The following is a 13,139-nucleotide window of genomic DNA, read 5'->3' on the forward strand; positions in this document are numbered from 1 at the left end:
TACGATTTCGAATAGGCTCTAAAGGAACATCAACGCTATCCAATATAATGTTCCAGAAAGCACGATAGAAATCGGCAAGGTCAAAATCCAGGCTAGTGTAATGTTTTTCACCGTCTTATTTTGTAAGCCACTACCACCGACTAGCATAGTACCTGCAACCGCCGAAGAAAGTACTTGAGTGGTGGAAACCGGCATACCTGTATAACTAGCAATGCCGATGGAAACCGCTGCCGTCATTTGTGCCGAAACACCTTGGGCGTAGGTCATGCCTTTTTTACCGATCTTTTCACCGATAGTTACCGCAACACGTTTCCAGCCGATCATTGTTCCCAACGAAAGCGCCAAAGCGACGGCGACGACGATCCAGGTGGGAGCATATTCCACCGTTTCGAGTAAATCTTTACGCAGATCATGCAAAAAACGCCGATTTTCAGCACTGGTCTCAGGTGATTTAGCGGCGATGGCTGCGGTTTCCGCTGCGCACAGCAGCAAACGACGCATACGACCGCGTTGATCTGCATTCAGTCGATCATAACTTTGCAAATTATTCAATAAGGTAGCTGCATGGTCAAGTGCCAGAATAACCGAGACGCTGTCGCAGTGAAATTGCGTCGTGGTATTCACTGCTGTATTCACTGTGGTTGGAGTCGGAAGAGGAGTCAAGAGCTTGGGTTCGATAGCCGGAGCTAACTCGGTACTATGCTGCCGATAATATTGTTGCAGATTAGTCACCGCATTACGTGTACGTGCAATATCGTAACTGGTGGCGTTCATATCCACGATGAACCCCATCGGTGCAATACCGATTAATACTAGCATAATCAGACCAATCCCTTTCTGACCATCATTAGCACCATGAGAAAAACTAACGCCGATAGCGGAAACGATCAAGGCGATACGTGTCCAAAAAGGTGGCTTACGTTTGCCGTCTTTTTTTTCACGTTCGGTAGGTGTTAAATGAATACGTTGGCGTTTCTTCGTTCCGCTCCAATAACGGCGTAGTAGAAATACCATCAGGCCCGCGATAATCAACCCTACCAAAGGGGATAAAATCAACGACAAAAAGATCTGTATCATCTTGGGAACATTTAATGCGTCGACAATCGATGCACTGGTTATCAAGGCATTAGTTAATCCTACACCAATGATAGAACCAATCAGTGTATGCGAGCTGGAAGCAGGTATACCAAAATACCAAGTACCAAGATTCCAGATAATCGCTGCCAGTAGCATAGAAAAAACCATCGCTAGCCCGTGGGCTGAGCCCACATTGAGTAGCAAATCGGTCGGCAGCAAATGAACAATAGCATAAGCGACACTTAAACCACCCAGCATCACGCCAAGAAAGTTAAATATCCCCGCCATGACAACAGCAACTTGCGAACGTACCGCACGAGTATATATCACTGTTGCAACAGCATTAGCGGTATCATGAAAACCGTTAATGGCTTCATAAAATAGTACAAAAAACAGAGCAAGAACCAACATTAGGCCAGTATGGAAATCAAGACCAGCAAAAAGATGCAGCATATAATGTTACGCCATTTTTGGACATCAACGCATTCCATTATCTGCGACAATGGGGGTTAGGGAAAAGAAAAATATAACCTTTTTTTTCTTTAGCTCGGCTCCTCGTCACTTTATATGGAATATCTATATTTTATATCAATAAGTTACCTTATTTTTATCTCATTGCTATTTTTTAACGTGCTCCAAAAATCAACATCCTTTGCTGCCATTTAATCGATAAAATTTTGCTGCCATACGGTCAATGTCTTTGGCATCTTATTTTTATCCGTAGAAACATTACTCCAATAATTTACCTTTAATTCTCCCAAACGATCAGGTTCAACACAGGCTGCCCATATTTTTCCACCGGGCGTATACATAATAATCGCCGCCTGTTTATTTGCCATCCCCCTCACCCATAATGACAATACTTTCGCACCCATATTATCCAAATCATTACTGTAAACATAAACATTTGCTGTTTTAACGAAACGGCTATAGTAATCACTTACCAATTGCTTGAACAGTTTATCCAAATATTCTTCAGTAAAAATACCAAGAGAAAATAATGTGGCTTCAGACCGCGGATCTTTATCCGCATGAGTATAATGTCCGTCAATAAAAACATCTTTCGGCATCGACAATTGACAGCCCCAATCAGCATTGCTATAAACCTCAATAGAAGCATTTTTCAGCGGGATCAACAGTAACTGACAATCGCTGGTATCGGCGATATGATTAACAATACCTAAGCCTGCTGTTTTCCGGATCTCAGCCCGATAGCTGCCATGATTAATTCCTGCCCAAATATTGCTGTTCATACAAGCTGTCCACTGGCTCACTTCATTAATCTGTATGTTGCCACCACTGCCATTAGTCGCGGTTAAATTCCACCAATTACCTGCCCAGTCAAATTTGTCATCAACATCGGAAAGTAAAGCGATCCCCTGATAATAAGCCCGTTCAATGCAACCATCAGTGGTACAACTATTACGTACTTTCAACCAATCTAAATGTTGCTGGTAAACTTCTTGTGTATTTTTATTAACAAGAACTTTTTGGTAAATATCATAGAGTACATCATTTAACCATCGTAAATTATCATTATTACATATTGTATATTCGACCGGCGTCGATACACTTTGACAAGGCATAGCAAGAGCAGAATATGAAATAAGGCCATAAAATAGCCAACATACTAAATGGAAATAAACAATCTTCATATTTTTATAAGCCTAATGAAAATAGGTCAAAAATTAAGTAGCATTACAATGACAGTGCATTCTACTCCATCTCTTATAATAAACATACCTTCTCAAATAAGGAACGATGATGAATACTAATATCAACAAAGATACTCAGTTATGTATTTCCCTGGCTGGAAATCCAGGAAATTTCGGCACCCGGTTCCATAATTTTCTTTATGAAAAATTAGCGCTTAATTATATCTACAAAGCCTTTACCACCACCGATATCGAGGCTGCCGTAAATGGTATACGCGCTCTAGGTATCCGAGGTTGCGCGGTATCGATGCCATTTAAAGAAAGCTGTATTCCTTTTTTAGATCAATTGGATAATTCAGCCAAAGCGATTGGATCTGTCAATACTATTGTTAATAATAATGGCTGTTTGCACGGTTATAACACCGATTATATTGCAGTCGTTGAACTGCTTAAAAAACACCAGATACCGACGGAAACATCATTTATACTGCAAGGTAGTGGAGGAATGGCTAAAGCCGTGACGGCGGCATTGCGAGATAGCGGTTTCAGGCGAGGACACATTGTTGCGCGCAATCAATCAACGGGGAAGACCTTGGCACAACATTACAATTATCAATGGCAGCCAGAGGTGGGGCTCTGACTGCCGAGATGTTGATAAATGCTACCCCTATGGGGATGGCAACCAGTACAACAGCAACATCATTGGCTTTTACCGAGCTGACGATGAAGAATGCACAGACAATCTTTGATGTGGTTGCTAACGAAACGCCGTTGCTCAGCTACGCTGGACAACATAATAAGCGTATCATCAGTGGCAGCGAAGTGATCGCTATTCAAGCACGAGAGCAATTTGCACTCTACACTGGTGTACGCCCCAGTGATCTCTTCGTTGATCAAGCTACCGCTCACGCTCAGAAACTGGCATAGGAACCCTGTGGTTCTTTGTCAGGAAAATGATGCATTGAGTTCATTAGACGAGAGACATCTGCCCGTGGTAACCGGGTATTATAGTAAGTAGGAGTAGACGAATCTGACTGTTCCACGAGCATGCCTGAAAAATACTCATTGCTTAAAAGATCTTCACTACCCGGTTGTGGGTCAACTTTTTGCGTTATTAACAGGGGTTGTGGCACGGGCACCCTGTTATCACTGGATGACACAGTAACATTACCTTTTACCTGTGAGCTGGTTTGTACCCAATGTGAAAATCCTCCTCCATGTTGAATTTTATCTGCTTCACTGTCATAAATATCCTGCATCATTTGCTTAAAATAAAGGTGACCATCCAGCGTTTTTCCATCTTCTGTTGCAGCGTAAAGCAAGTTGTCCATAAAGTCTGGGTAATTCTGTTCAAGATAGGCAATGACCGTGATACCTGTTTTATAAGGATCAATCTTTCCTTTGATTATTTTCTCTAAAGAATAATTTTTATATTCATCTTCAACCAGATTTGTAAAATCAGCGATGTTGTCCCCTTCTGTCAGAAGTGTAGTATATTCTGCTAAACCTTTCATGAGAACTTTTCCAATATCTAGCCTAGCCGTCAAGCAAAAGGTTAATGCATGAATAAACTCGTGTTTTATAATATAGTTATAACGCCAGTAATCCCATTCTCCATTAGCATCACGCTGGACGTTGCCATAATACAAATACATGTTGCTAATATAATTGTTATCAGATATTTCCGTTAAATCAAAACCAGAAATAGTATCATCATAGGTAAGGTTTAAATAATCTTGATAAATTGCAGAATCTTCAAATAAAAACAGTCTGAAATTAGCAATATTTCCATAGACTTTAAATGGGTTATTGTCCTTTTTTATTCCAAAAATATCATTGAATGTTTTTACCGTATTTTCTAATGCCTTTAGAAGCTCTTTATTATTGAGGATGCCCTCTCTATTTTTATCTTGGGAATTTTCAGAAGATCTATTATGAAATAGATCAATATTAAAATTTAATTCGTTAGTGCCTGTAACAACCGTAGGATCATCACTTGTTCCATCAATTTTTATATTGATTCTCCCTTGAAAATCTAAGATTATTTTCTTCTTAAAGTGATTGCCCGATCGGGTGTCTTCCTGTTTTTTTACTAATCCTTTTAATTCATCCTCTGTTGGCGGTGTAATACCATATTCATCATATCTTTTTATAATTTCGTCAATATCAAGATTAGTATGCACCAACTCTTCAGAGATCCCCTCATACAATGTATTGTATTCGGTGTATGTATATTCACTATTACAAAGCTTTTTATAGATAAACTTATAATAAATATCAGAATCAACAATATAATCTTGATGGCTACAATTAGCTATTGACTCTGCCTCTATCTCTATATAGGAAGCCACAATATTCACTTTATTGGAAAGATATTCATGTTGATCATTTCTTATTGTATTCCTTTGATAATCAATATAATTTTTTCTAGTTTCTTTCGGTATTAAAGTCAGTAGCTCATCCATATTAAATACTGGAATATTATTTATTTCACAGTGATTATTTATTTCCAGAATAGTAAAAGATCTTTTCATCATTTCTTCATAAATGTTAAAATACAATAAATTGAACTGTTTAACTGAATAATCGAAATGAGCTGCTTTTTCGCAAATTAATTTATAAAAAGCATGATCATTTGTGATTTTCACCTCGGCAATAGAATCATTGACTACCCTGATTCCGTTAGTTTTTTTTAATAAATTTTGTATAATTCGACTCTTATTTTTATTAGACATATTTCCCTCGTGATTTATTTTTATTTTTATTTTTATTTTTCAAGCCTATAATTTACATATTAATATTGAAATTATCATATAAAATATTATAAATTATAATATTTTATACTAATTTATATTTTGTAGAGAAATAGCAGTAGTTCATTCCACGAGAGAAATGATGAACGGGAAAAAATATTACTTGTTTACAGCGGGGTCTGTGCCGCTATTTCTTCATCTAATTGCTTTATTTTTAGTAACATGAGATTACGGCAATGATCAGTTAGTTCACGTACCTGCTCCTTACTGTAACAACGTGTATCAATCGGCGGCATGATTTCAACGATCACCCGCCCATTAGACCAGCGATTTAAATTAATGTTACCGTGAGTATTGGAAACACAAATTGGCACAATAGGCACACCGGCAGCAATGGCGGCATGGAAAGCGCCAGTTTTGAAGGGTAGCAGGCCTCGCCCACGACTACGGGTTCCTTCAGGAAACATCAAAATGGAAAGCTTTCTTTTTTTAACTTGATCCACCACTTGAGCTATGGTGCCGTGCGCCCTCGTCCGATTGTCACGATCTATCAGTAAATTACCGGTTAACCAATATATTGGCCCAAATAAGGGGATCCACAGCAAACTTTTTTTGCCGACGGTGACACTACCAAGAGGGGTGACTTTTGCCGTAGTGACCATATCATAGTTATTCTGGTGATTAGCAATGTAGATACAATTGTTACACTGAGCGGCTCCTTGTGGCATACGTTGTTCTACGGTGATACCAAACAGCGTTGACATCCGACCAAATAAGCGCCCAAAACGAGCAACATGCTGAGGATCCCGTGGGCTAAACAAACAATAAAGGGAGCCAAAAACACAAATAAGAAGACAATACAAAATCGCCAGTAGCAGACGTAAAACTAATAACATAACTTCCTCTTAGAACCTGTTCGAAATCTATTGTATTCGCTGATACTTCGTTAAAAATGTGCTCAATATGTTCATTTACTGCCTGAAGTCATTAGTTTACCATTCAGCCTCCCCTCAAAGTAAACAGGTAAATAGCAAGAATTGTTTTTATTGACGAGAACCACGTTAATTCAATATGGAATCGCTTGGCCAAACTGACGCTAAACCGATTGGCTGCTCAGTTATTGAATAGACTACGTTGTGAAATCTACCAGGTTGCTCGACTCATATCTCACACCTCGCTATAATGGCGCGTTTTATTTTTCCAAAATAGTTTCGGGAGACTTCTGATATCTGGGACACTCGGTTTTGTCATGTGGTTGTCTCAGTTCTTAGAAAACGCTGACAATGTTAGCTTATATTGTTGTTTTTATGTAGGATTCTGTAGTTGACCGAACACTGTAATATTTTTGAGGTAAGCAAGATGCAAGTTTCTGTTGAAACCACTCAAGGACTTGGGCGGCGCATGACCATTACGATTATTGCTGGTGATATTGAAAAAGCAGTACAAAGCGAGCTGGCTAATAGGGCTAAGACTGTTCGTATCGATGGTTTCCGTAAAGGAAAGGTACCAATGAATATTGTCGAACGGCATTTCGGTTTTTCTGTTTCTCAGGATGTACTCAGTAAGCTGATGTCTCGCCATTTTGTTGAGGCGTTTGATCAAGAAAACATCAACCCTATTGGTTCACCGACTTATTTTCCAGGTGAATACAAAAAGGGACAAGATTTTACTTATTCAGTAGAATTTGAAGTCTGTCCGGTTATTGAGCTGAAAGGTCTAGAAAACATTACAATAGAACAACCGATTGTTACCATCAGTAATGCAGATGTTGATAATATGTTAGAAACTTTGCGTAAACAACAAGCACGTTGGCAAGAAACAAAAGCGGCTGTACAGGCGGAAGATCAGGTCACACTTGACTTTACCGGTTCTATTGACGGCACAGAGTTTGAGGGGGGACATGCATCTGGTTTCCTATTAGTGATCGGTGAAAATGACATGATCCCAGGCTTTGCTGAAAGTATCATCGGTCGTAAAGTCGACGAAAAATTTACCATAAAAGTGAATTTCCCTGAAGATTATCATGTTGAAAATCTGAAAGGTAAATTAGCTGAATTTGCTATCGACTTGAAAAAAGTTGAAAGACGGCAATTGCCAGAGTTGACGGAACAATTCATTAAAGATTTCGGCGTAGCTATGGTTCTTTGACTGGTTTACATGCTGAAGTCCGTAAAAATATGGAACGTGAGCTGAGAAGCACGATACGTAGCCGTGTTAAGGCTAAAGTTATCGAGGAATTGGCTAAGGCAAATAAGATTGAAGTTCCAAAAACTTTGATTGCCAGCGAGGTTGATTCTCTTATCGAGCAATTCGTACAATTTGGCGGTGATGCCAAGCAAGTGACATCAGAACAACGCAAACAGTTTGAAGACAAAGCTAAAAATAGAGTTGTTACCGGTTTACTGTTCGCTGAAGTGATCCAAAAAAATGAGCTGAAAGCCGATGAAGATCGTGTCAAGGAATTGATTAAAGAAATGGCATCTGCCTATGAAGATCCACAACAAGTCGTTAGCTTTTATAGCAATCAGAAAGAATTTATAAACAATATGCGTAATGTGGTTCTGGAAGAAAAAGTAGTAGAGACGATCCTGGCTACAGCCAAAGTAAGCGAAAAGGTAACCACCTTCAGTCAACTGATGAATCCGTCTGCTGTTGTATAATATTTTTTAATGTATTTGACTAATTAATATTTAGTGTAAATGAATACTCAACCCATCAAGCCCGTCGCCATTGGTTCCGGGTTTTTTTGTTTGTCTCGTTAACCATTGGTCATTGCTGATTATCTCAAGTAGAATCGATGATCAGTGGTGTTAAAACTCTATTAGGAGACGATAATGTCGTACAACAGAAAGCAAAATCAATTTGTACCGAACATGGCTCTTGTGCCAATGGTTGTAGAGCAGACTTCGCGTGGGGAACGTGCTTATGATATTTATTCGCGTTTATTGAAAGAACGCGTTATTTTTCTGACCGGTCAAGTTGAAGATCACATGGCCAATCTGATTGTAGCTCAGATGTTATTCTTGGAAGCCGAAAATCCAGAAAAGGATATTTTTCTGTATATCAACTCACCAGGCGGCGTAATTACGGCGGGGATGTCTATTTATGACACCATGCAGTTTATCAAACCTGATGTCAGTACCATGTGTATCGGGCAAGCGTGCTCAATGGGCGCTTTCCTGTTGACCGCTGGAGCAAAAGGCAAACGTTATTGTTTACCCAATTCTCGTGTGATGATTCACCAACCGTTGGGTGGTTATCAAGGTCAAGCCAGCGATATAGAAATTCATGCTCAAGAAATTTTAAAAGTAAAAACACGCATGAATGAACTTATGGCGAAACACACAGGTAAAACACTTAAAACAATAAAAAAAGATACAGAACGTGACCACTTTTTGTCTGCTGAAGAATCAGTAAAATACGGTTTAATAGACAGTGTATTAGATCATCGAGCTTTACCTGACACTAGTAGAACCAATAGTGTCAAAAAAAGTAAAAAATAATCTTCTTCGGCTGTTACAAGGTATGATCCGCCACGTATGTGTTGTGTATTATGGCACCCTGACCAACGATTTATTTCGGCGATCCGATATACTGCAGTAAAAATGTTGTGGTACAAGTACTTTCCAGTACAAATCGCGGGTTATTTGAGCGGTATCAGCAGGATTAGCCGTCATGCTTTGTGATAATGCAATATTAAATGATAATTTGAACGATTACTTTGCTGCGGTGTTTATTCTGCGGTGGTAGGGACTAAAAAAAAGAAGAGGTTTATTGATGACAGAGAAGCGCAAAAGGGGGTCGGGAAAGCTGCTATGTTGCTCTTTCTGTGGCAAGAATCAAGATGAAGTACTTAAGTTGATTGCTGGGCCAGCGGTATATATTTGCAACGAATGTGTCGATCTATGTAACGACATCATTCGCCAGGAAATCAGAGAAATTGCTCCGCCACACAAAGAACGAAGCGCGTTGCCGACACCACGGGAGATTCGCCATCATCTTGATGACTATGTTATCGGACAGGACCCGGCGAAAAAAGCATTGGCTGTTGCGGTGTACAACCATTACAAACGCCTGCGTAACGGTGATACTGGCAACGGCATTGAGCTAGGTAAAAGCAATATTTTGTTGATCGGTCCTACTGGTAGCGGCAAAACCCTGTTAGCAGAAACCTTGGCGCGTTTTTTGGATGTGCCCTTTACTATGGCAGACGCGACCACCCTGACTGAAGCTGGTTACGTAGGGGAAGATGTAGAAAATATTATACAAAAACTGTTGCAAAAATGCGATTACGATGTACAAAAAGCACAGCGGGGTATTGTCTATATTGATGAAATTGACAAAATTTCACGTAAATCAGACAACCCATCAATAACCCGTGATGTTTCCGGGGAAGGTGTGCAGCAAGCACTGTTGAAACTGATCGAAGGCACTGTTGCGGCAGTACCCCCACAGGGGGGGCGTAAACATCCACAACAGGAGTTCTTACAGGTTGACACCTCAAAAATTCTTTTCATCTGCGGTGGAGCTTTTGCCGGATTAGATAAAGTTATCGGTCAACGTCTGAATACCGGTACCGGTATTGGTTTTGGCGCTACGGTGAAAAATGCATCTGAGAAGGCAAGTGAAGGTGAATTATTAAAACAGGCCGAACCAGAAGATTTGATTAAATTTGGTTTAATTCCTGAGTTTATAGGGCGTTTGCCCGTGGTAGCAACACTCAGTGAATTAAGTGAAGATGCATTGATTCAGATTTTAAAAGAGCCGAAAAATGCGTTGACAAAACAATATCAAGCGCTGTTCAACCTGGAAGGTGTCGAGCTTGAGTTCAGTGAAGATGCATTGATAGCGATTGCCAAAAAAGCAATGGCACGTAAAACAGGCGCACGTGGTTTGCGTTCTATTGTTGAAGCGGCATTACTGGATACTATGTACGATCTACCATCAATGGAAAGAGTGGATAAAGTAGTAGTGGATGAATCAGCTATCATTGGTCAATCTTCTCCGTTGTTGATTTACCGTAATACTGAAGCTCAAGCGATGGGTGAGTAATTAATCCAAAGAGTTAATGTAAAACGGGGGATCTCATCCTCCGTTTCTTTTTCCTCACGTCGTTATTGTTGAATCTCATGTTTTCGTCCCAATATACTCAGAAATCTATGTAGTGAAATTCGTGACGACCCGTGTTTCATGAGATTTCTTATAAATCAGGCAATAAGCTAAGAGAGAGTTCTATGAACCCTGAGCGTTCTGAACGCATAAAAATCCCTGTATTGCCATTGCGTGATATGGTGGTTTACCCCCATATGGTGATCCCACTGTTTGTGGGTCGAGAAAAATCGATTCGCTGCCTAGAAGCTGCGATGGATCATGATAAAAAAATCATGTTAGTTGCACAAAAAGAAGCTTCAACGGACGAACCCTGCATCAAGGATCTATTTTCTGTTGGTACCGTAGCTTCTATTTTACAAATGCTGAAATTGCCCGATGGCACGGTAAAAGTACTGGTAGAAGGATTACAGCGAGCGAATATTACGACACTTTCAGATAGCGGTGAGCATTTTGCAGCATTTGCTGAATATCTGAAACCGGCATTGATGGATGAGCGCGAACAAGAGGTTTTGATGCGCACAGCCATTAATCAATTTGAAGGTTACATAAAACTTAATAAAAAAATTCCTCCTGAAGTTTTAATCTCTTTAAACAGTATCGAAGATGCAGCGCGCCTTGCTGATACTATTGCTGCTCATATGCCATTGAAGTTAACTGACAAGCAGGCTGTACTTGAGATGTTTTCAGTGACTGAGCGTCTTGAATATTTACTGGCAATGATGGAATCAGAAATCGATCTGTTACAGGTTGAAAGACGCATCCGTAGCCGTGTAAAAAAACAGATGGAAAAAAGCCAGCGTGAATACTATCTCAATGAACAAATGAAGGCGATTCAGAAAGAATTAGGAGAGATGGATGATGCTCCTGATGAACAGGAGATGCTAAAACGTAAAATTGAAGCGGCAAAAATGCCACAAGATGCACGTGAAAAAACCGAAACTGAGTTGCAAAAGCTGAGAATGATGTCACCGATGTCGGCAGAAGCAACAGTCGTACGCGGTTACATTGATTGGATGTTGCAAGTACCCTGGAATAGTCGCAGTAAGGTTAAAAAGGATTTGGTTAAAGCAGAGCAAGTGTTGGACACCGATCATTATGGTTTGGAGCGAGTTAAAGAACGCATTTTGGAATATCTCGCCGTACAAAGCCGTGTCAATAAGATAAAAGGTCCCATTCTCTGTTTGGTCGGCCCGCCGGGAGTAGGCAAAACCTCTCTCGGTCAATCTATCGCCCAAGCGACTGGCCGTAAATATGTGCGTATGGCACTAGGGGGCGTGCGTGATGAAGCTGAAATACGTGGCCATCGCAGGACTTATATTGGTTCCATGCCCGGTAAACTGATTCAGAAAATGGCTAAAGTAAAGGTGAAAAACCCGCTTTTTCTATTGGATGAAATCGATAAAATGGCTGCTGATATGCGTGGTGATCCAGCTTCGGCGTTATTAGAGGTGCTTGATCCAGAACAAAATGTGGCGTTTAACGACCACTATCTTGAAGTCGATTACGATCTGTCTGATGTAATGTTTGTGGCAACCTCTAATTCAATGAATATTCCTGCGCCACTGTTGGATCGTATGGAAGTGATCCGCCTTTCTGGTTATACCGAAGATGAAAAACTCAATATTGCCAAACAGCATCTACTGCCAAAACAATTTGAACGCAATGCGGTTAAAAAAGCTGAATTGACGATCGAAGACAGTGCCATTATCAACATTATCCGTTTTTACACCCGAGAAGCAGGCGTGCGTGGTCTGGAACGTGAAATCTCCAAACTGTGCCGCAAAGCGGTGAAAAAGCTGTTGATGGAAAAACCTCTCAAACAGATTGAAATCAACGGGGATAATCTGAAAGATTTCCTCGGTGTGCAAAAAGTTGACTATGGCAGAGCGGATACAGAAAATCGAATCGGACAAGTGACCGGACTCGCCTGGACAGAAATGGGAGGCGATTTACTCACTATCGAAACAGCCAGCGTTCCAGGGAAGGGTAAACTCAGTTACACCGGTTCACTGGGTGAAGTGATGCAAGAATCCATTCAAGCGGCATTAACGGTGGTACGCGCCCGTGCTGACAAACTGGGTATCGCCGCTGATTTTCACGAAAAACGCGATATTCATGTACATGTTCCAGAAGGGGCGACCCCAAAGGATGGCCCAAGTGCTGGTATCGCGATGTGTACAGCGTTGGTTTCTTGCCTGACTGGTAATCCAGTACGTGCGGATGTTGCGATGACGGGTGAGATCACATTACGAGGTCAGGTATTGCCTATCGGTGGTTTAAAAGAAAAATTACTGGCAGCGCACCGTGGTGGCATCAAAACAGTATTGATTCCGGATGAAAACAAACGTGACCTGGAGGAAATTCCCAATAATGTGATCGCTGACCTCAGTATCCATCCAGTGAAAGCTATCGACGATGTTTTAACTTTAGCATTGCAAAATCCTCCTTTTGGTGCACAGCCTATCCCCTTAAAAGAGTGATGGTGCGCGATAAATATTGATAGCGCTAATGCTGGTAAGTCAAATAGACTTACCAGCTACTA

At 40.6% G+C, this 13,139-nt stretch carries 7 protein-coding genes and 2 pseudogenes; 5 read left to right on the forward strand and 4 right to left on the reverse strand.

Going from position 1 to position 13,139, the window contains the following annotated elements; translation table 11 throughout:
- Window positions 1-18: 18 nt before the first annotated feature.
- Together pitA and CCS41_RS08640 are read right to left on the reverse strand one after the other, a co-directional pair.
- Entirely contained in the window at window positions 19-1,530 is a 1,512-nt protein-coding gene (pitA, locus tag CCS41_RS08635; RefSeq protein ID WP_072549735.1) for an inorganic phosphate transporter PitA, read from the reverse strand.
- A 209-nt stretch (window positions 1,531-1,739) separates the two neighbouring features.
- Entirely contained in the window at window positions 1,740-2,732 is a 993-nt protein-coding gene (locus CCS41_RS08640; RefSeq protein ID WP_072549734.1) for a lysozyme inhibitor LprI family protein, read from the reverse strand.
- A 109-nt stretch (window positions 2,733-2,841) separates the two neighbouring features.
- On the opposite strand from CCS41_RS08640, the pseudogene CCS41_RS08645 reads away from it, so the two are divergent.
- Window positions 2,842-3,659, forward strand: a pseudogene (locus CCS41_RS08645) (shikimate 5-dehydrogenase).
- On the opposite strand, the gene CCS41_RS08650 reads toward CCS41_RS08645, so the two are convergent.
- Window positions 3,644-5,467 (reverse strand): hypothetical protein, encoded by a 1,824-nt coding sequence (locus tag CCS41_RS08650; RefSeq protein ID WP_072549732.1) that lies wholly within the window; start codon window positions 5,465-5,467, stop codon window positions 3,644-3,646. The pseudogene CCS41_RS08645 and the gene CCS41_RS08650 overlap by 16 nt on opposite strands.
- 185 nt (window positions 5,468-5,652) lie before the next feature.
- On the reverse strand, window positions 5,653-6,381 hold the full coding sequence (locus tag CCS41_RS08655; protein WP_072549731.1) for a 1-acylglycerol-3-phosphate O-acyltransferase: 729 nt from the start codon (window positions 6,379-6,381) through the stop codon (window positions 5,653-5,655).
- Window positions 6,382-6,844: 463 nt separating this feature from the next.
- On the opposite strand from CCS41_RS08655, the pseudogene tig reads away from it, so the two are divergent.
- The 4 genes and pseudogenes from tig (at window position 6,845) to lon (ending at window position 13,077) form a co-directional block, all read left to right on the forward strand.
- Window positions 6,845-8,145: pseudogene (tig, locus tag CCS41_RS08660) on the forward strand (trigger factor).
- Between the two features lie 174 nt (window positions 8,146-8,319).
- Window positions 8,320-8,988, forward strand: coding sequence for an ATP-dependent Clp endopeptidase proteolytic subunit ClpP (gene clpP, locus CCS41_RS08665; RefSeq protein ID WP_072549730.1), 669 nt, complete (start codon window positions 8,320-8,322; stop codon window positions 8,986-8,988).
- Window positions 8,989-9,262: 274 nt separating this feature from the next.
- Window positions 9,263-10,537 (forward strand): ATP-dependent protease ATP-binding subunit ClpX, encoded by a 1,275-nt coding sequence (clpX, locus tag CCS41_RS08670; protein WP_072549729.1) that lies wholly within the window; start codon window positions 9,263-9,265, stop codon window positions 10,535-10,537.
- Window positions 10,538-10,719: 182 nt separating this feature from the next.
- Window positions 10,720-13,077, forward strand: coding sequence for an endopeptidase La (lon, locus tag CCS41_RS08675; RefSeq protein WP_072549728.1), 2,358 nt, complete (start codon window positions 10,720-10,722; stop codon window positions 13,075-13,077).
- Window positions 13,078-13,139 lie beyond the last annotated feature (62 nt).

The organism is Candidatus Fukatsuia symbiotica (genome assembly GCF_003122425.1).
In the GTDB taxonomy this organism is placed as follows: domain Bacteria; phylum Pseudomonadota; class Gammaproteobacteria; order Enterobacterales; family Enterobacteriaceae; genus Fukatsuia; species Fukatsuia symbiotica.

What these genes read in the sequence shown, in the direction of transcription:
- pitA (WP_072549735.1), bottom strand. Translation starts at nt 1,530, where the DNA reads ATGCTGCATCTTTTTGCTGGTCTTGATTTCCATACTGGCCTAATGTTG.
- CCS41_RS08640 (WP_072549734.1), bottom strand. Translation starts at nt 2,732, where the DNA reads ATGAAGATTGTTTATTTCCATTTAGTATGTTGGCTATTTTATGGCCTT.
- CCS41_RS08650 (WP_072549732.1), bottom strand. Translation starts at nt 5,467, where the DNA reads ATGTCTAATAAAAATAAGAGTCGAATTATACAAAATTTATTAAAAAAA.
- CCS41_RS08655 (WP_072549731.1), bottom strand. Translation starts at nt 6,381, where the DNA reads ATGTTATTAGTTTTACGTCTGCTACTGGCGATTTTGTATTGTCTTCTT.
- clpP (WP_072549730.1), top strand. Translation starts at nt 8,320, where the DNA reads ATGTCGTACAACAGAAAGCAAAATCAATTTGTACCGAACATGGCTCTT.
- clpX (WP_072549729.1), top strand. Translation starts at nt 9,263, where the DNA reads ATGACAGAGAAGCGCAAAAGGGGGTCGGGAAAGCTGCTATGTTGCTCT.
- lon (WP_072549728.1), top strand. Translation starts at nt 10,720, where the DNA reads ATGAACCCTGAGCGTTCTGAACGCATAAAAATCCCTGTATTGCCATTG.